11 protein-coding genes are annotated in these 20,316 nt (G+C 65.6%); all 11 read left to right on the top strand.

Annotated elements, in window-relative coordinates:
- The first annotated feature begins 68 nt into the window (after positions 1-68).
- The 11 genes from ACZ5IK_RS07010 to ACZ5IK_RS06960 all read left to right on the top strand — a co-directional run bounded on the left by ACZ5IK_RS07010 (position 69) and on the right by ACZ5IK_RS06960 (position 20,292).
- Complete coding sequence (locus tag ACZ5IK_RS07010; protein ID WP_465486935.1) at positions 69-1,331, top strand: metallophosphoesterase family protein; 1,263 nt, start codon at positions 69-71, stop codon at positions 1,329-1,331.
- Between the two features lie 11 nt (positions 1,332-1,342).
- Positions 1,343-4,330 (top strand): AAA family ATPase, encoded by a 2,988-nt coding sequence (locus ACZ5IK_RS07005; RefSeq protein ID WP_465486934.1) that lies wholly within the window; start codon positions 1,343-1,345, stop codon positions 4,328-4,330.
- Between the two features lie 305 nt (positions 4,331-4,635).
- On the top strand, positions 4,636-5,913 hold the full coding sequence (locus ACZ5IK_RS07000) for a hypothetical protein (RefSeq protein WP_465486933.1): 1,278 nt from the start codon (positions 4,636-4,638) through the stop codon (positions 5,911-5,913).
- Positions 5,910-6,467, top strand: coding sequence for a hypothetical protein (locus tag ACZ5IK_RS06995; protein ID WP_465486932.1), 558 nt, complete (start codon positions 5,910-5,912; stop codon positions 6,465-6,467). The genes ACZ5IK_RS07000 and ACZ5IK_RS06995 overlap by 4 nt, the downstream gene beginning before the upstream one ends.
- Positions 6,464-7,135: a hypothetical protein gene (locus tag ACZ5IK_RS06990; RefSeq protein WP_465486931.1), complete on the top strand. Its 672-nt coding sequence runs from the start codon at positions 6,464-6,466 to the stop codon at positions 7,133-7,135. The genes ACZ5IK_RS06995 and ACZ5IK_RS06990 overlap by 4 nt, the downstream gene beginning before the upstream one ends.
- Positions 7,132-10,275, top strand: coding sequence for a coiled-coil domain-containing protein (locus tag ACZ5IK_RS06985; protein ID WP_465486930.1), 3,144 nt, complete (start codon positions 7,132-7,134; stop codon positions 10,273-10,275). The genes ACZ5IK_RS06990 and ACZ5IK_RS06985 overlap by 4 nt, the downstream gene beginning before the upstream one ends.
- A gap of 32 nt (positions 10,276-10,307) precedes the next feature.
- The gene (locus ACZ5IK_RS06980) at positions 10,308-11,531 is read left to right on the top strand and encodes a hypothetical protein (protein WP_465486929.1); all 1,224 of its coding nucleotides are present in this window, start codon (positions 10,308-10,310) and stop codon (positions 11,529-11,531) included.
- A gap of 448 nt (positions 11,532-11,979) precedes the next feature.
- Positions 11,980-14,208 (top strand): McrB family protein, encoded by a 2,229-nt coding sequence (locus ACZ5IK_RS06975; RefSeq protein ID WP_465486928.1) that lies wholly within the window; start codon positions 11,980-11,982, stop codon positions 14,206-14,208.
- The gene (locus ACZ5IK_RS06970; protein ID WP_465486927.1) at positions 14,205-15,434 is read left to right on the top strand and encodes an McrC family protein; all 1,230 of its coding nucleotides are present in this window, start codon (positions 14,205-14,207) and stop codon (positions 15,432-15,434) included. The genes ACZ5IK_RS06975 and ACZ5IK_RS06970 overlap by 4 nt, the downstream gene beginning before the upstream one ends.
- Positions 15,435-16,351: 917 nt before the next feature.
- Positions 16,352-19,183, top strand: coding sequence for an FxSxx-COOH system tetratricopeptide repeat protein (gene fxsT / locus ACZ5IK_RS06965; protein WP_465486926.1), 2,832 nt, complete (start codon positions 16,352-16,354; stop codon positions 19,181-19,183).
- 569 nt (positions 19,184-19,752) lie between these two features.
- A complete protein-coding gene (locus tag ACZ5IK_RS06960; RefSeq protein WP_465486925.1) occupies positions 19,753-20,292 on the top strand; it encodes a DinB family protein in 540 nt (179 codons plus the stop codon).
- The last annotated feature ends 24 nt before the right edge of the window (positions 20,293-20,316 follow it).

Here is a 20,316-nt window from a genome sequence, read left to right as displayed (position 1 = left end):
AGCATCGGCGGATATCTTCATCAGCTCAACCATGATGATCACCCCGCCAGCCGACCCTGCGAGGAATAATGAGAGTTCTCCACGTATCCGACTGGCACCTCGGTCGGGTCACCTACAACGAATCCCGCTCCGTTGACCACGACACCGTCCTGAACGAGATCGTCGCCGTGGCCCGCAGTGAAAAGCCGGAACTGATTGTGCACTCGGGCGATCTCTTCGACCATGCTCGACCGTCCTATCCAGACATGAGTAAGGCCACGACAGTCCTCAAGGAGCTCGCGGCCGTCGCGCCCGTGGTCGTCGTCTGCGGCAACCATGACTCCCCGCTGCTGTTTCAGTTCTTGGCCCTGGCCCTTGGCCCTGACAGCGGGATTCACTTCATCGACAAACCCCGTGATCCCGACAAGGGTGGTGTCCTCCGATTCCACGGAGCCGATGACACCGTGCTGCGACTCGCGGTACTGCCGTTCGTGCACTCAAACCGGGCCATCGACGCCTTCGACGACACCCACCATTGGCGCACCGCGTACGCCGAACGCATCGGAAGGATGGAGAGGGCGCTCGCAACCGAGTTGTTGAGCGACTTCGACGACCGCCGCGACATCGCGATGTTCGCCGCGCACCTGCACGTCGGCGGCGCCAACTTCGCCGGGAGTGAGCGCCCGGTACATGCCTCGGACTACTACGCGACCAACGCCGAGGACCTGCCCGCGGTCGGCTACGCGGCCTTCGGCCATATCCACAAGCCCCAGAAGCTGCCCAGCGCCCAGGTGGCCGGTCGTTACGCCGGATCCCCGATCCAGCTCGACTTCGGCGAAGTCGGGGAACGCAAGAGCGTCGTCCTGGTCGACCTACGGCCCGGCCAGGCGGCCAACATCGACATCGTCGGTTTGAGTGGCGGCCGGCAACTGCGGCGATTCGAGGGCACCGTGGACGATCTGCGCGCGCTCGCACCGTCAGTCGGACGGGACCTGTGCCTGGTCACCGTGCACACACAGACACACCAGCCAGCCCTGTCTGAGCAGGTTCGAGACCTCCTGTCAGACGCCGTTGTCCTCCAGGTCAACGAGGTATGCGCGGATCAGAAGCTGGAAGTCCTTACCCAGGACGCGGGCGCTGGCGACGGCGAGCCCGACATGCGCCGACTTTTCTGCGACTACCTGGCCGACCAGGGCAGCACCACGGTCGCGGCCGACCGCGTCATGACGACATTCGCGAGCGTGCTGACCGCTGTGGAAGAACAGCGACCTGCTGTGCTACCAGAGGAGTCGCTACTCGCCGAGCCCTTGGAGTCTGACCAGCCCGTGGCTCCCCTGGAGGTGTCCCAGTGAGGCCCCTAACCTTGAAGTTCACCGGACTGCGTTCCTACCGCGCCGAGCAGGAGATCAACTTCACGGACATCAGCCTGATGGCGGTCGTCGGCGACACCGGTGCTGGCAAGTCCTCGCTCCTGGAGGCGCTGTGTTTCGCGCTCTACGGAGGCTGTACGTGGGATGCCCGAGGCGGCAAGAGGCTGATCGCCGACGGTGGCGACGGAACCCTCCGCGTCGAGCTGACCTTCCAAGCCAGGGGCAAGACCTGGCGAGTGACTCGGACAACCTCCGCCGGAAATTATCCTCCGTCGACGCATCGGCTTGAGTGTCTGGACGACGGCTCTGAGGTCGACGGCTCCCGCGCGGTCGATGACGCCATCTGCAAGCTTGTCGGGCTCGAGTATGCGGCGTTCCTCAAAGCGGTGGTCCTGCCGCAGGGACGATTCCAAGAACTGCTCCAGACACGGGAAGCGGACCGCACGGCGATACTCAAAAGCGTCCTCGGGCTCGACCAGATCACCGAGGTCCGCAAACAAGCCTCGACCTTGCATGATCGACTGCACCCGCTCCTGCACGAGGTGGAGTTGCGCCGCGCGAAACTGCTGCCCAATCCAGTGGCCACCATCGGCGACGCCGGTCAGCGGCTGGTCACAGCGCAGGGGCAAGTCGCGAAGCTGGAGCACATCAAGGATGTGACTGCCAAGGTTCAGAAAGCCCAGGATGACGCCACTCGTCGAGCACACGAGCATCGGAGGGCGGCGCAACAGTTGTCGACGAAGATTCCGGACGACATCGAGGAGCAGTACCGCCACCTGATCGAGCTCGACTCCCGACTTACCGATGACCTCGCCACCGTGGGCGGTCAACTTCACAAAGCCGATGAACACGAAGCCGGCCTCAAGGCAGTCCTCGTCAGCGCAGACGCCGAGGGAACAGGAATATCAGGAATCGCGTCGGTGCTGGCCACGCTCCAGGCGTTGTTGGACCAGATTCCGGGAATCGACGACGACGAGCGCAATCTCACCGAAGAACGCGAAGCTATTGACGCCGAGCGCACCACCCTTCAGGCCCGCACGACAGCCCAGGCCGAGCTCATCGACAAGGCCGAGCTGGCTCAAGCCAACGCGGGCACCGCAGACGCCACCCACACGGCCGCGACGAAGAAACTCGAACGATGCCGCACCCTGCTCACCGAAGCCAGACGTACCGTCGGAGTGGCATCGACCGCCTCCGAAACGGTCGAGAAGCTTCGAGAAGAGTTGGACCAGCGCACGCACGATGCCGCCGAAGCACAGCGAGTCGCTACCGAAGCGGACAACGATCTCGACGACGCCACAGAGCGGCTGGAGACCATGCTCCGGGCGAATGCGGCTGCCCATGCGGCATCCGCCAGTCACCCCGGAGAACCCTGCCCCATCTGCGTTCGCCCCCTTCCCGACGACTTCACGGCACCCATCACCGCCGAGACGAAACAAGCCACGACCGCCCGGTCGGGCGCCCAGAAGCGCGCCAAGGCTCTGGCGACCAAGCTCGCCGCGGCGACGGAGTCACGCAAGACCAGGCAAACCGCGCTCGACGAGTCCATCGAAGCGCTCGACACGGCACTCGCCGGGCGCGACCAGGCACGTAACGCTGCCTCCGAAGTACTGGCTCACCTGGATCTCGACTGGGACGACGAGACCATCCTGGCCGGCGTCCACGACGCTGTTCGCCAGACCTCCGGCGCCAAGGAGACGGCCGCCGCGGACGCGCAGGTGGCGCATGACGCGATGACCAGTGATATCGCCGAGCTGCGTCAAGCCGAGCGCACGCTCGCCGGCCGCGAGACCGCCCTGACCACAGCACAGCGAGCGCTCACACGGCGAAAAGACAAGATCACGAAGGCGCACGGCGCGCTACCTGAGCCGTACAGGGTCCGTACAGAACTGACCACTGCGGCCATTGACAGCAGCAAGGAGAAGGCCCAGCAGCGCCAGACCGAACTGGAGGGCATCGCGCAAGAGCTCGACGAATCCCATAAGCAGCTCAAGCTGTTGCGCGACGAGAAGGAACGACTTGGCAGCGAGCACCGGACCACCGTCGAGCAACCCGCGACGCGACTGACCCAGCTCGTCCAAACTCTGGCAGACCATTCCGTCGCCGCCACACAGCTGACCGGACTGCCAGCGGTGCAGGACCGCCCGACGCCTCCGTCGATCGCCGAGGACGCCGAGTGGGCACGTGAGGTGCTGACCACCGTAGAAACGATCACCGAACGCTGCCTCCGCGAGGCGTCCACACAGGACGACCGTGCCGCGACGGCCCGCGCTGACGCCGCAGAAGCGCTCGCCGCGGCCGACATCGCTGACGATGCCACACTGGCGACGCTCCTGACCGAGGCCACGGCAGACTGGCGCATGGCCGAGCGCGACCGTAACAACGCAATCGCGCAGCAACCCGTTTGCGCCGAACTGGACAGCCGCATCTCGGCCGCCAAACCCATGGTCGACAGCTTGCGCGAACTCGGCAGCCTTCTCGCCGACGGGAAGTTCCTGGCCGCGGTCGTCAAGCGTCGGCAGCGGGCGTTGCTGGGCATAGCGTCGGAGTTGTTCCAGTCGATGACCCAAGACCGGTTCGCGTTCTCCGACGATTTCCGCATCGTCGACGGCCACTCTGGGCAGCCACGCGATGCCAAAACCCTTTCAGGTGGCGAGACGTTCCTGGCCAGCTTGGCGCTGGCCTTGGCACTGGTGGAACTCACCTCTCGGGGTGGCGGGCGAGTCGAAGCGCTGTTCCTCGATGAAGGATTCGGCTCCCTGGACGCCAACGTCCTCGGTGATGCGTTGGAAGCACTCACCCACCAAGCCAGCGGCGGTCGGCTGGTCGCCGTGATCAGCCACATGCGTGACGTCGCGGAGAACTTCGACAACGTCCTCCTGGTCACCAAGACCCTGGGCGGTAGCCAGGCACGCTGGCTAACCCCTGCCGAGCGCGACCAACTCGTCACCGACGAACTGACGGCTGGGCTGCTCACGTAAGGCCACCACCGGCCGCGCGGCAGAGAAGTTGAGGGGACGGCGGCGGAGACCACCATTCGGGGGATTTGGCGGCCAGCGAGACTTGAGCGCGCCACAGACGTCGACCCCAAAGTCGGCCCGCGCCGCCGCGTTGATCACCGCACTGGCGTAGCGAGGCTCTATGCGACACCTGAATGGCCCAATTGTTCTGTCACACAACGTGATTCGAACGCAGGTTCTAGCGCCGGGGTGTCGGTGCGCCTGCCTACAGTCGAACGCGAGACCGGCTCGTGCCGAAGTCAGGATGGGCTTCGCTCGCACCGGGTGTGCGAGCGAAGGACATCCGTGCCTACACCGAGATAGGGGGCATCGCCGTGACGGAAGACCAAGCAGAGCTGACTTTGGACGACCTCGCGGGCGAAGCCGCGGTGTTGCGGGTCTACCGCCAGGTCTTCGCAATACTCGCCCGCGAGGCGGGAGCGATGATCGTGGACCCGACGACGATCGATGTCGATGAAGCGATCCTGGAAGCCTTCGCCGAGGCGGGTAGTGAGGGGTTGACCGTCGAGCAGGCCGTCGCCGCGTGCCGAGCGTGGACCGCGCAGATGGTGGGCCGACGGTTTGAGGTGCTGCGTGACTACGGTGCCATCAGCAAAGTCGTCGACCGGCCGAACGAGCGCTACCACCGGGCGGCGTTCGCGCCCTACGTGATGCTGCTGTTCTTGCGACGCATGGCCGAGCAAGGCGGCCAGTCGGAGCTGCACCAACTTCTGACCCTGGAGCAGCTCAACGTCAAGAGTGCCAATGCCACGTCCACGGACGGCGCGGCTTCAGTGCGGCGGCTGACGAAAGTCTTCCGGTTGCTGGGCAGCGAACTGGCCATTCTGGCGGCCGGCAGCACGGCCGAGACCTTGGGCGACAACGCCCAAATGCTGTGGGGCAACCAGTCGCTGATCGATCAGGCCAAGGACGTCCACGCCGTCGTACTGGGAAGATGGCCCGAACTCGATCGCGACTGCGCGGGGTTGCGGATCGCGCTCGCCGCCTACGCGGACGCGATCGACGCGGCGGCGGGCCGCTTGATCGCGCAGGCCGGCACAACCCGCGCGTTGGGGCTACTACCGGTGGAAGCATGGCGCACCTTCGCCCGCGACTCGAGCACCGAGGTGTTGGCCGCGGTCCTGGACCGGTTCGTCTTCGATGCCCCCGCGCCGTGGTTCTCACCGCAGACCTTGATCGAGGCCGTGGAGGCGGGCCGCCAAGTCAGCACCGCGAGAGTGCCTCCTCCGCGCCCGGATAACGCCGAGCCACCACCTGACGCCGATACCGGCGTCGCTGACGACGTCGAGGAACTCAGGGCCATCGCGGAGCGGCTACTGGCTGACGCGGACTCGGTCAGCGTCGTCGACGTGCTCGATGACGCCGGGGACTGGATGTCGGCACGTCGCGTGCTCGCCGAGGTCACCGCCATCCACCACCACCCGGACCTCGACTACGAGCTCGCGTGGCGTGACGGACTACGCATCGACGTCGCGACCAGCCCATCGTGGACCTCACATGGGCAGTTCCGCCGCAGCAACCTTGCGTGGGGAGATGAGGAGTGAACGAGGCGGAAACGGCACTGTGGTGGGCACGCGTCCGCGCCGCCGGCCCCCAACGGGTAGTGCCGAGCAGCGCCTTTCCCGCGGGGATGCTTCGCCTGGTCGAACCCGATGTCACGGCTGTGTGGCTGCTTCCGGTGGTTCCCGACGGCGCGAGACCCAGCGTGGCCGAAGAGCTGGGACTGCCCGTGCTTGCCGTCGAACAGCCCAACGACACCGCTCGCGTTCTCGCCGCCTGCCTGCGGTGCTGCTGGGCGGAACCGACGGGACCGATGTGGCCAGGGGCACCCGCGTCCAAGGACCAGGTAGCAGCCGTGTTCGGGGAGATCACCAACCGGGACGAGACCGCGTCCAACAGAGCCCTGATCGGAGCCATCCGGCGCCTGGCCGGCGCCGGATGGCTGCTGTGGGACGAGCCCGGCCAGACGGTGCGGCTCGGGCCGCGAGTCGCGGCCTGGGGGTCAGCGGAACTGAGCGCCCTGCGCGAGCTGTGGCGCATGTTGCCCTCCGCCACCGACATCAGTCATAGCGATGCCGATGCAGAGGGGCCGCGATGACCGACACGAACGCAGCGCACCCGGTCTTCGAGCCCATCCTCGCCGAATTGAGCGAACAGCACCGCGACGAGGTTCTTGCCGCGTTCGCCGCCGTCGAACACAGCGCCCACCCGGTGCCCGAGGTGCAACTCCTGGCGTTGCGCGATGCGACACTGCGCCGGGACCTGCAGCGGTTGCTGCATCGAGCCGGACGGACCCTGATCGCCGTGGGCGGCACTGCGTGGACATCGGGATACCGCGACGACATCGCCGCCGAACTGACCGCCTCGGGCTGGCACGGACTCCCGGCCATCGACAGGGCCGTGCTGGTACTGATCTTGATCCACTCGGTTGCGATTCCGCGCAGCAAGGGAATACTCAGCGGCGACTCCTGGACCTCGGCACAACCCACACCGGCCGACGAGTTGCTTCGCTACGCGCAGCTAGGGAAAGGCGACGTCCGAACCGCCCTGCAGAGACTCCGCGCTGCCGGACTCGTGCAGCTCGCACCTACTCGTGGCCGAGGCTCAATCGGCGGGACCGCGTACCTGCCCGGTCCCCAACTGCACCGGCTGACACCCCTGTCCCGCAGAGCGTTGCAACAAGAGCTGATCCTGGCCGCCGCACCCCACAGCCCTCTGGCCGTCGCGATACGCGCCCGTCGCGCACATCCTCGAGGAGAACAGTGAGCACCGCCCGAACCTGGTCTGCCGCAGGCGGCGATTCCGGCCCGTTCGACGTTGTCGGCGAACGGGTACTGGTCGGCGTCCAGGTGGTCAACATCTCCCGGCTGTCCACGCACCCGATACCGATGGTCAGCCAGGGGCTGGTCACGGTCGCGGGTCAAGGTCCGAAGGATTCCAACGGCGCCGGGAAGTCCTCGCTGATCGCCGCGGTGAGTCTGCTGCACGCCGATGAGCAATGGCGGCTGGCCAGTGGCGCAGCAGGGGCGGCTGAATTGCTGTTCACCGCCGAACTCGCCGCGCAAGAAGGCCGGTGGTCCAACGTCGACTGGGGATATGTGATCGGCGTGTTCGCCGACCCCCGCGCCGCCACGGCCGACGAGCTGTCGGCCAGCACGGTGACGGTATGGCTGCGGATCAACCGCAAGGCATCGCACGTGCACCTGCGGTGGAGCGACGGACTCTACGTCCCCTACGGCGTGACCGAGTCCGAACGTGCCGCGGGAGTCGACTCGCTGTGGGACGGGCTCCCGAACAGCAACGGGCGCACCGACTTCCACGCGAACCGGCTCGCCTCCGTCCTCTACGGCAGCCATGTTCGGTGCGTGTCGTTCCTGTCGACCTCGGTCCGCTCCAGCCCGGCGGCCAACCTGCTCGCCCAACCCCTTAACGACCTGGACCCCCGAAGGATCTTCGACGCTATCGCCACGCTGACCGGGCTGGACCGCGAACTCGAACAAGAGCAAGCCCTCCGGTCGGCTGAGCACACCCACCGCAACAACGTGCGGGACGCGGAAGGGGATCTCGAAAGCTGGGAACACGAAATGGCGGTGGTCGAGGCCGGCATCGCCAAACGAGGCGAAGCTCGCCACCTGCTGGGGAACGCTCAGGCGTCCTGGCAAACCCGCTGCGCCAGGCGTTTCGTCGATGGGGTCGACCGCGCCGAGGAGATCCGCGTCGAGCTCGGCTCACTTGACATCCGCAACACGGAACTGCGGTCGCAGCTGGACACCGTGGAAGAGGATCTTTCCGGGCTGACCGATGACGAGGAGTTCAAACGCAATTTCCACGAGGCCGAAGGGCGGTGGAATGAACTCAGCGGGCGAGACCAGAGCCTGGACACCGAGCATCAGGTCGCCGCCCAGACTCTGGAAAACCTGGCCACGAAACATCGCGAACTGTCCGACAAGGCGCGCGCCGCCGACGGGCGCAGTGTCGAGACTGCCCAGAGTGAGGAGGCTGACGCGCGCACGGCCTTGGAGCAGGCGCTCGGGACCAAGGGTGCTGCCGACGCCGCCGAGAAAAAGGCGCGTGCTCTGCTGGCCGCCGCCGAGTCCGGCGAGGACGTCGCTGCCGACGAGCTACAGACCCTGCGGGCGGAGGGCATACCCGCCGCCGCGTTGCTGGATATCGTCCAGCTCAACCCCGACCAGCGAAGCAACTGGGAACCCCGCCTCGTGCCCTACCGTGGCGCCGTCGTTGTACCTCGCGCGCACGCCGCGGATGCCCAGCAGAAATTGCCCGGACGGGCAGGAGCGATGCTGGTCATCGCCGACCCACCGAGGACACCAGCGCCCACCCATAACACCGATATGCCGGCGAGCGCCGACGCAAGGTTCGACCTCACCACGTTTTTGGCCGCGATCGCCGAACGCGCGGGCACCACGCCCGCCGACGTCGACGTGGCGGCAGGAGTGATCGTGCTTGGCGAGTTCGGCGAACCGCTCACCGGGCGAGCCGCGCGCATCGCAGCCGCACGCACCGAACACCGCACGAAGGCCGACCTCCTCACCACAGCCGACACGCTCCTCACCACCGCTCGACACACGCTAACCCGAGCAACAACCCGCAAGGAAGCAGCCGTCGCCGGCGACGAGGCACACACCATCGACCAAAAGATGACAGATCTGCGGAAGGCCAACGCCGAACGACAGAAACGACGCGACGCACTGAAGCCACTGCTGGACTCCGCCCGCAACGCGTACACCGACGCACTCGGCGCGGGACGAGCACGCGAGGAACGAATCACGAACCTCCGCGGCACCAAACGTCGCCTCGACGGCGAGCTGACCGACCAGGACGAGAAAACTACCAAGCTGACCGATGAGCAGCTGGCACTGGACCTACCCGGTCGGGAGGCAGTCTGGGGCGACTCACCACAATCAGCCCAGCGGTTCCTGCTCGCCCTCGACGCCGAGCAGCAGGCCCGCACCACCGCGGCATGGAACGAGGAAGCCTGCTACCAGGTCAACGAGGTCGTCCGGCGTTGTTTCCCCAACGGCACACCTCACGACGAGATGACCGCCGAGATCAGGGAACTACTCATCGAACAACGCTGGCAACGCGGCGGCCTGGACATTCGCGTCAGCCTCGTTCCCGCACTCATCCGTGCTCTTCGTACCCACCTGACCCAGACCGAGCAACACGACCTCTACCAGCAGCAACAAATCGCCACCCAACGCATGCAGCGCACCGGTGACCTGGACGCGGCCCGACAAGGCTTGAGCGAAGCCGAGCAGACCTCCCAGGCACACCGAGCCTCGCTTGCCTTGGGAATCAAGGCGAAGCTCAAGAAAGTCAGCGAGGAATTCGACCGCCTCGATCAGCAGTACGGCGGCTACGGCGCCGGCCTGGACTATCCGGAACCCGAACCGCCGTCAGAACCCGATCGGCCGTGGAAGTGGACCGTCACTCCCAAGTGGCGGCGCGCCGAGGGACAACGCATGTCCGGCTACAACCTTCGCAGCAACACCGCCCAAATGGACGAGAAGGCCGTCAAGCTGGTCTGCGCCGCCGCACTCGCCGGCGGAGGGAACCGGCCCTTGCTGCTCGTGCTCGACGAACTCGGCCGCAACCTCGGCAAGCAGCACCGCCGTGAGGCGGTCGCGCTCTTCGAGCAAATCGGGAAAGACCGCAACATCACCGTCATCGGTGCGCTGCAAGACGACATGGAGCGCTACGCCATCGAAGCATCCGGGCTCTACATCAAACTGCGCCGACGCTCCGACAGCCTGCCCTACAACGAAGCTCCCGTCATCGTCGGAGACGAAACCAACCACGCCCGCGTCGAACTACTCCGAGAATGGCTCGCCTCCTACCGGCCTACCGCAGACCTAGCCGATGACTCCGACGAGGACGTGGCGTGACCGAACTGTCCCCCACATCAGGGGAATTTCCCATGCCCGGTCACCCCGGCGTGCCCGAAGGACTTCGCGCCTACGCACAACCAACGCACGCCGACGGCACCTTCGACCACGACCGCGCCAGCCGCCCCAAAGTCCGGCGAGTACACCTGCGCGCGCATCCACCCACTCCACCACAGCGGCCAGCTGGACTCGTCAACGACGCCGACTGGACCTGGGCCACGAGTGCGCCTCGCCGATGGAACACCATCACGACCAAGCTCCACGATCGCGCCAGCGACGTGGCGCTTGCCTTGGCCCGCGCAGGATGCGTGGCCCTCGACCACGACTACCGCTCCGGCGCGATCTGCCATCCACCCCGAGGCTGGATCCCGCACCCTGACCTTGCTGATCATCACGCCACCGGGAAGCAAACCCGACAGGCCGCCCGACAAGAGCTACTCGACCGTGCCGGAGAACTCCACGACGTCCTGATCGGTGAATGGCCAGGAGCCGCCGCAGCCTTGACCGCACCCGCGACAGACCCCCGCCTGGTATGGCTTGTCCGCGCCGCTGAAGACCTTGCCGCCGAACGCAGCCACGACGGGCCACGGGCGTTCGTGCAGCACCACGCCAAGAACACCAAGGCACGCGAGGACTTGCCCCGGTTGCTCACGGACGCCGGATTCGAAGCCGAAGCGCTCGTCCTCCTCGGTGTCAACCGCAACCCCTACATCGGCCTTGGCGGCCCGATCCGCGCCCACCACGACGGACGAACCTTGGACTGGACCGGCTGGCCAGGCCCCCACGACATCCGCCTACCCGCCCACCGCACCATCACCCTCGATGTCACCCCAGGCACCCGTGTGCTGCTCATCATCGAAAACCGGCAGGCAGCCGAAACCATTTGCGACACCCACCCCGGCGTCGCGGTGATCTGGTGCCACGGCCAGCCACCGGACCCTCTCCTCCACTTGATCAACCAAGCCGCCATCGGCGTCAACGACGTCGTGATCTGCCCCGACGCAGACCTCGGCGGAATCCGCATCGCAGCTCGAATCCACGACCACCTCCCGCCGGACACCCGTCGCGTGATCGTCGACATCGGCACCGGCGAGCACGATCAAGGCGAACCCTTCAGCACCATCACCCGCGACCGAATCGCCACGACAGCGGAACGCACCGACGCGGTGGGAGTTCTCGCCCGCAACTGCCTTGCGCGCGGGTACGCCGTCGAACAAGAAGCCCCGACCCGCGCCACTCTGCACCCTCTCCTGTAACCCGCACACAGCACGACGAACCTGTGTGATTCCTGTCCGCCCCGGCCACGATCTCACCCGAAGAATCGCACGTCGCCAAGAACGGGTATGTTCGGCTGGCGATCTCGGGCTGATCATGTTTACCAGTTGCGGGTGCGCGGCGAATCCACCGCACCCATTCGGGCGCCCACCCAGTTCCGCCTTATGGCTGTGATCAGCTAGTGACATCGACAGCAGCAAGTCGACGCCGTCCAATCGCCACGGTGCCATCGCGGTGTTTGTGTTCGAACGAGCGGACGATCTACGTCGTGGTCGTCAATACACCTAGGGACCGGTTGCCGACGTACTCGGCTAGCGTACTCACCACCTATGATGCGATGGTCGAAGGCGAGTTCGTCAGTCTGCTCGATCCCACACCCGGACACGGGCACCGTCACTCAAACCGGAGGCCGTAGCTGTGCCTGACCAATTGGACAGCCTCTACGCCGCGGCTAAGCGTGTCCTTGATGCTGGCCTTGCCAGCAATGACTCCGCCTTCACCCCTGGGCGTTCGGTATGGACGAAGGCTACTGCGGACGATCTGTACCGGCGGTTCGTGGAGGCGCCAGAGCTCGGGCGCGCGAGCTTCGCCGAGAAACTGGGACGCCAGCTCGCCGACGCTCAGCCTGAGACGATCCAGCTGGCCGCTGAGCTGATGTACATGCATCTGCTGGCACCTAACGACTTTGGTGGCACGGCCAAGCGTGATCTGCTGTCGATGGTTCTGGCGATCGCACCTCAACCGGTCGAGGTGCCGCCTGAATTGGACGCCGCCTTGGACGGCGGGATTGGCCGAGCGGGCACGGCGTATCGCACCTACCGCGACCGACAGCTCGCCTGGCTCATCCGATTCGTCGTAGCGTGGAAGGCGCTGCCCCCCGATGCCCAGCAGCACGCTTTAACCGACCCTTGGGCGTTTCGAGACGTCGCTGACTCAATCCCGATCAACAGCGCCTACAGCCAACGGAATGTCCTGCTGCATCTGGCATTTCCCGACACCTTCGAGCGCATCGCATCGCGCCGCCATAAGCAGGAGATCATCGCGGGGCTCGCTGCGGACCTGCCGAGCCCGACCGGCGACGAGGACCGCGACCTGGCAGCCTTGCGGGCCACGTTGGAACAACAGCACGGCGGCCCCATTGACTTCTACGACAGCGACGTTGAGCGGCGGTGGCGCCCCCGCTCGAGCTCCGGCGACGTTGAGCCGGAACTGCGCGGTTGGCTCGTGCGAGGGGCGAACGTACACGGCCGCAACCTGATCCCCGAGTGGCTGGCTGAGGGCTACTGCTCATTGGCCTATCCCGAGCTAGGCGGGCTGCCAACCGGCTGCACCCGATCGCAGATCGATGCCCAGCTTGCCGAGATGCAGCCGGATCTCACGAGCAAGCAACGCTCCATCCATGTCGGCGTCCTCGATCGGTTCCTTAATCAGATGCAGACCGGCGACATCGCCGTCACAGTCGATGGCGCCAAGGTCTATGTCGGCACGATCACCGGCCCGGCCACGTGGACCGAGACACCCGAGCATCTGAACAGCCGCCGACGCGCGATCCGGTGGGCCAACGCGGACACCCCGTTCACCCGCGACCAGCTTTCCGATCCACCCAAAGATCGCCTCTCTGGACAGATGACCGTCAGTTCACTCGGCGCCGAGGTCGCGGAGTTCGCCGCGCTCGCGGGGATCGATCCTGACCTGGATCCCACCGAAGACACCCCGGAACCGCCGGTCAGCGAACCCGTCGTGCTGCCCGAGCCCACTGCCGAACTCGCCACTGAGCTGTTCGTCGACCTCGAGTGGCTGTCCGAGACAGTTGATCTGATGCGAGAACAGAAGCAGATCATCCTGTACGGACCGCCGGGGACCGGCAAGACCTACCTCGCCCAGGAATTGGCCGAGTTCCTCACCGAACAGACCGGTGGTGAACATCGCCTCGTGCAGTTCCACCCCTCCTACTCCTACGAGGACTTCTTCGAAGGCTTCCGCCCGCAACGCGGTGCCACACCCGGCACCGTGGCGTTCGAGCTGGACGACGGACCGCTGAAATTGCTCGTCAATGAAGCCAACAAGGACGTCACCCGCGCCTACGTGCTGATCATCGATGAGATCAACCGCGCCAACCTCGCCAAGGTGTTCGGCGAGCTTTACTTCCTCCTGGAGTACCGCAGCCGTTCGGTACAGCTGCAGTACTCGCCAACGGTGGACTTCCGGCTACCGCCCAACCTCTACCTCATCGGCACCATGAACACCGCGGACCGGTCCATCGCACTCGTCGACTCGGCTATGCGTCGCCGGTTCGCCTGGCAGGGACTGTTTCCCGGCGAGGTACCCGTCGCCGACATGCTTCGCCGTTGGCTCCACACGCATGGCCTGCCAGCCGATCGTGCCGACCTGCTGGATGCCCTCAATGACCGGGTCGCCGATCGTGACGCGACCATCGGTCCGTCATATCTGATGAACCCGCGCGTGGGCACCGAGGCCGGACTTGCCCGCATTTGGAAACATCACATTATGCCGCTACTGGAGGAGCGGCATATCGGTGACAACGTCGACCTTCAGGCTCTCTATGGCCTGGCAGCCCTCCGCGGCGGGAGCACCCCGCCTGACCGGACGCTCGAAGTTTCCGTACCGGCCGAGGAGACCGGCGAGTCGTCGGCGTGAGACGGCTAACCCTGCCCGAACACAAGGTCTGTGCGTTCAGGCCGATCGCCCGGCCGATTGCCGACGCCCTGGCTGCCACGGGCGCCGTCAAAGTCAGCGCAGACCTTGATGGCCGGACCGTGCTCACAGCATCCTCGCAGGTCGGCGTGCTCCAATGTGGTGACTTGGAACTCCGCATCACTCCGAAGATCGGCATCCACCGGCTGCTGTGGCTTCTCGGTCACGCTCGCGACCCCGACGGCTGGCGCGACGACGAGATCGTCAACCTCACCACTGTTGACGATCTCGTGACCGCGGTGGCCGTGTCGTTCCATGCCGCGACTCGCAGAGCCCTTGCACACGGCGTCCTCCAGGGCTACCGCACTGTCGAAGAAGCACTCCCACTGCTGCGTGGCCGCCTGCGCGAGGGAGATCAGCTCCGCCGCCGTCTCGGCCTCGCTGTGCCACTGGAGGTCCGTTACGACGATTACACCGTTGATATCCCCGAGAACCGGATCCTTCTGACAGCGGCCCGCCGGCTGCTTCGCATCCCTGCGCTGCCGTCGGCAACTCATGCCGGCCTGCGGAAACTACTGACCACCCTGGCTGACGTCACCCCACTCGTCGCCGGTGACAGGCCACCGGACACCACACAGACCAGGCTGACCCGCCACTACCAACCCGCACTGCGCCTGGCTCGTATCGTTCTCGCCGGACGCAGCATCGACCAGCCGCCCGGATCCACATCGGCCAGCGGATTCCTCTTCGACCTCAACAAGGCATTCGAAGACTGGCTCACCGCCACGCTTCGACGCGCCCTCGAACCACGAGGTGGAGGCCAGCTCCGCGACCAGTACCGCAGTCACCTCGACACGGGGCGCCGAATCCGTATCCGCCCCGACCTCGTCTGGGAGCGGCAAGCCCGCCCAACGGCTGTCGTCGACGCCAAGTACAAACGAGTACAAGACGCCAATCGACCCCATGCGGACCTTTATCAAATGCTGGCTTACTGCACCGCACTGGGCTTGCCCGAAGGGCACCTGGTGTACGCGTCGGGCAACGCACCCAGCGTCCACACGGTGCGCGAAGCGGGCATCCGACTCAACACCTGGGTACTGGATTTGTCCCAGCCGACGAAAGAGATCTTGGAGCAAGTCGACAAGATCGCCGACGCCGTTGCTAGTACAGGACGTTCGAGGCCAACGGAGGTTCTCGCCGTACCAGCGCACCCCAGCCCTGCTCGTTGATCAAATCGGCAGGAAGCGTGGAAGTTGACCTCGTCCTGGAAGAGCCCTTGGAGCCACGTCCGCCGACCGACGCCGCGTGTTCCGCAGCCGCTAGATCGGATCGAAGGGCTCATTGCCCGAATCCGAGGTTTGGATGGCAATAGCGGCGCAGACGACGCTGACGTCCTCCTCGACCTGCGGCGCACAGTCTGCTGCGGCCACGCTGTGCCAGCAAAGTGGCTGGCTCGGCCTGGTCGGGCTCGCGATGCTCGCTCGTTGATGGCTCAGTCGATGGCTGGGATCTCGCTGAGGCCTGCCCGAAGTAGTGCAGGCCTTGAGGTGCTGCGCATAGGCGAAGGTCCCGGCGCGCGAGGGAGAGGGCGCCGGGACCAACTCTCAAAGCCAGGGCCGAGATGGGTCATCTGCATTGCTTGCTGCGACCACTTCGCCCAATCAGCGTGAGCTGCGGGTCGGCGATGTCGGTCGAGTGAGGTGCATGCACGTGTTGTGGCACGCTTCGGCAGTCCTAGGCAGACGGGTGGCCGTCGGTTGTTAGGTCAGATATTCATGTGCTGGACGAGCCACTCGACCAACGCACGGGCGAGACCTGAGATGAGGCCGTTCAGCGTGCTCTGGACGAGTGGGCGAGGCCTGTGACGGCGGGAATTTGGCATGGGGGTGGCTCCTTTGTGGTTGGCGGGTGTTCGAGAGTGCGGACTTGCGGATGACCACGATGCGGCACTAGGCCGTTCAGGTGAGTCATTTCGGTTCGCTCCCGGAAACGGCCTGGTGGTCGCGACCGGTGAAGCTAGGTTTCCGGTATCCGGAGTTCGGACGATTCCGAACGCGGAGAAGGGGTACGACAAGTGGGGATGGATCCGCGAGTCCGGTTGGTCGATCAACTCACGCAGCTCCGAGCGATGGCCGGTGAGCCGTCGTTGGCCGAGCTGGCAGCGAGGAATCGAGCACTGCTGGCAAAGACGACGATCTCGGAACTGTTAAACGGCCGGTTCACCCGACCGCCCCGATGGGAACGCGTTGCCGCGTTCATCACTGCGTGTGTCGAGATCGGCAAGCTCAACGGCTTGAGGCTCCCACCAGCGGAATCGCTCCTCGAGCAAGCCCGGTTTCATCACGGTGCGCTCGTCACCCTGGACACGGCGGACAGGCGCCGCCGATCAATCCGAGACAGCGACCAAGGGATCACGGCCAGACCGTGGCCGATAGCCGCGTCAGGGCGCCGCCTCATCGGTGCCTTGCCGCGCCGTGCCGCCGTGTTTCAGACTCGAGCGGCCGTGCCGACCTTGGAACGAGCCGTCAGTGACGGCAACCCGGCCGTTCCAACCGGATCCCGCAACACCTCAACCACTGTGCTGACCGGCCTCGGCGGAGCTGGCAAGACGCAGCTGGCGGCCGACTACGCCCAGACAGCGTGGGACGCGGACCGGGTCGACGTGCTGATGTGGATCTCCGCCCACAGCCGGGACGCCATCATTTCCGCATATGCCGATGCGGCGGCAGAGCTACTCGACATTGACCCCGCCCAAACCGAGCAGGCCGTTCGACGACTCCTGTCCTGGTTTGCCGAGACAGACCACAGATGGCTGGTCGTGCTGGACGACTTGCAACAACCCAGCGACCTCACCGGCTTGTGGCCACCACACTCCGCGACAGGCCAGGTGGTCGTGACCACTCGACGCCGGGACGCCACACTCGTCACCCCCGACCGCGCTGGGATCGAGGTCAGCGTCTTCACTCCCGACGAGTCACTCGCGTACCTCGAGGCCGCGCTCGCCGGCCGTTGCGACCTGCTCGACGATGATGCGGCCGGACTCGTCGATGACCTGGGGCACCTCCCGCTCGCGCTCGCGCAAGTCGCGGCCTATCTCATCGATCGTGGTCTTAGCTGCACCAAATACCGGATTCGGCTAGCCGACCACCAACGAGATCTGCAAGACGTTCTCCCCACCGCCGACGAGCTACCTGACGATCACCGGGACACGGTGGCCGCGATCTGGTCACTCTCGATCGACCTCGCCGACCGGCTCCGCCCTGTGGGGTTCGCCCGGCACCTGCTGGAGGCTGCGTCGCTACTGGACCCCAACGGGATTCCGGACGCTTTGTTCACCACGTCGCCTTTCCTCGGCTACCTTGCTGATCTCCTCGACAGCGCAGTCAGCAGCGATGACGTCCAGGACGCCCTGCATCTGCTACACAGGCTCAACCTCATCACCCTCGACATGACCGAACCACACCGAGCAGTCCGCGTCCATCAGCTCGTACAGCGCACGACCCGAGAGTCGCTCGCTTCTACCCGCTGGGGTCGGCTAGCCCGCATGTGTGGAAACGGGCTCCTGGAGATCTGGCCGGAGATCGAACTAAGTGCCCCGCTGGTGCAGGCACTACGCGCCAACACCAAGGCTCTCCACCGCACCGCAGACGATCATCTCTGGGACTCCGGCGTGCACGCTGTTCTCTTCCAAGCTGGTCACAGCCTCGGCATGTCTGGGCTGCTGAACAGCGCCATCGGCCACTACCAGCTTCTTCTCACGTCCGCGCAGCAACGACTGCCGCCGGAGCACCCCGACGTCCTGACCATTCGCGCCAACCTCGCCACCTGGCACGGTGAGGCAGGCGACCCGGCCGCGGCGGCCGCTGCCACAGAGGAGGTGCTAGCCGACCGCATTCGTCTCCTCGGCCCTCACCATCCTGACACTTTCAGCAGCCGGTATCACCTCGCGCGCTGGCGCGGTGAGGCAGGCGACCCGGCTGCGGCGGTGGCCGCTACCGAGGAGGTTCTGGCTGACCGCATTCGTCTACTCGGTTCCGACGATCTCGACACTCTGACTGCTCAACACAACCTCGCCCGTTGGCGCGCGTCCGCTGGTGACCACGCTGGCGCTGCCGCCGCACTGGAACAAGTGCTAGCCGCCCGCATTCGTCTCCTCGGCAACGACCATCCCGACAACCTCGCGACCCGCAGCATGCTTGCTGTTCTACGCGGAGTTCCTGGCAACCTGGATGCCACGGCCAAAGCCCTTGAGCGAGTGCTGGCTGACCACATTCGTCTTCTCGGCAACGACCACCCCAGCACGCTGAAGGCTGGTCACACCCTCGCCATCTGGCGTATGGCGGGCGAGAAGCCGGCCGGAGCAGGTGCCGATTTCGGGGAACTGCTGGGCGAACACGTCCGTGTACTCGGCCCTGACCACCCTGAAACCCTAGCGGTCCGCGGCAGCATCGCTACTTGGAAAGGTGAGGCTGGTGATCCGGCCGGAGCGGTTGTTGCTTTCCAGGATGTGCTGGCCGACCATGTTCGTCTCCTTGGCTCCGACCACCCCGCCACCCTTGCCACCCACGGCAAACTTGCCCACTGGCTAGGCGAGGCCGGCAATCCAGCCGCAGCGATCGCCGCTCATGAAGCCGTGCTGGCTGACCACATTCGTATCCTCGGCCACGACCATCCGCAGACACTATGGATGCGCTGCGATGCCGCTCGCTGGCGGGGCGAGGGCGGTGATCCAGCAGGTGCCGCAGACGAGTTCGAGGCACTGTTGACCGACCTGCTCCGGGTACACGGTCCCGATCATCTTGAGACCCTGAAGACACGGGCCGAAATCATCCGATGGCGCGAAGAGGCCGACGGGCCAATGAGCACAGCAATAATTGGCAACTGGCTAGATGATATTCACCGCGTGACCGGGATCGATCCCCGACGTGCACCCGACACGTCCTATAGGCCGAAAAACGACGATTCCAGCGCATTGTGACGAGCGCATGGCGGGACTTCTCAGCGACAACCCACGCGGAGGAGTCCTCTGTCAACCGGATGGAATGATCCCAGCTGTCGGCGGACAACGAAACAGATGACCGTTGATGCCAGACAATTCTGGTGCGGCTGACACGTTGACTGAATCGAGCGCAACCCGAACTAACCAACCACAGTGGCACCGTAGGCGGGGACGCCCGCCACCTCGACTGATACGCCACCAGCGCAGACCGACCAACAACCAGATACAGCAACACGAATTAGGTACGCCCGCATGCCGTGAGCTCGTCCAGCACCCCGTCGACACAGGAGCACCGACGGAGCACCGCGCGGGTGCAATACCGGCCGATCGGCATGACAGATCCAAGAAAACAGCAGGTAGAACGCCTACTGTTAGGAAGGCACCCATGAAGGCGCAAGATAGACCTACGGATTAAAAGTCCGCAGCTCTACCAATTGAGCTAACGGCCCGTGCCGACGAGTCTAGTAGATCGCCGCCGACCACCAGGATGGCGGGGCCGCCGCCGGAGCGCCACGGAATTGTCGGGGGTGTCTGCCATGGTCGGGGCCATGGACACGATCCCCGAGGAGAACTACTCCCCCAAGTGGTCCGGCGACCGGCCGGAAGCGCCGCGACTGGCGGATGAGCGCGAGATCTTGACGTCCACGCTCGATTGGCATCGTCGCACCTTCGAGCTGAAGTGCCAGGGTCTGACGCCGGAGCAGATGGCCGAGCGGGCGGTGGGGCCGTCGACGATGTCGCTGCACGGGCTGCTCAGGCACCTCACGGGGGTCGAGCGCTGGTGGTTCCGCATCCAGTTCGCGGGCGAGGACGTCCCGATGCTCTATTACTCCGACGAGCGCCCGGAGCAGGACTTCGAGGACACCGGCGGCGACGTCGAGGCGGCTTGGGCGGCGTGGCATGAGGAGTGTGAGCGCTCGCGGGCGATCGTCGCGAAGGCGACGCTCGAGGACACGGGCAGGACTCATGGCAGCGGTGAGCCGTTCTCTCTGCGGTGGCTGCTGACCCATCACATCGCCGAGTACGCCCGCCACGACGGCCACGCCGACCTGCTGCGCGAGAGCATCGACGGCAGGACCGGCCACTGACGAACGGAGGTGCGATGCTGGGCC

It is taken from the genome of Amycolatopsis sp. NPDC031561 (assembly GCF_055580625.1).
The sequence above is the reverse complement of the archived record's forward strand: the minus strand, read 5'-3'. Positions and strand labels throughout refer to the sequence as shown.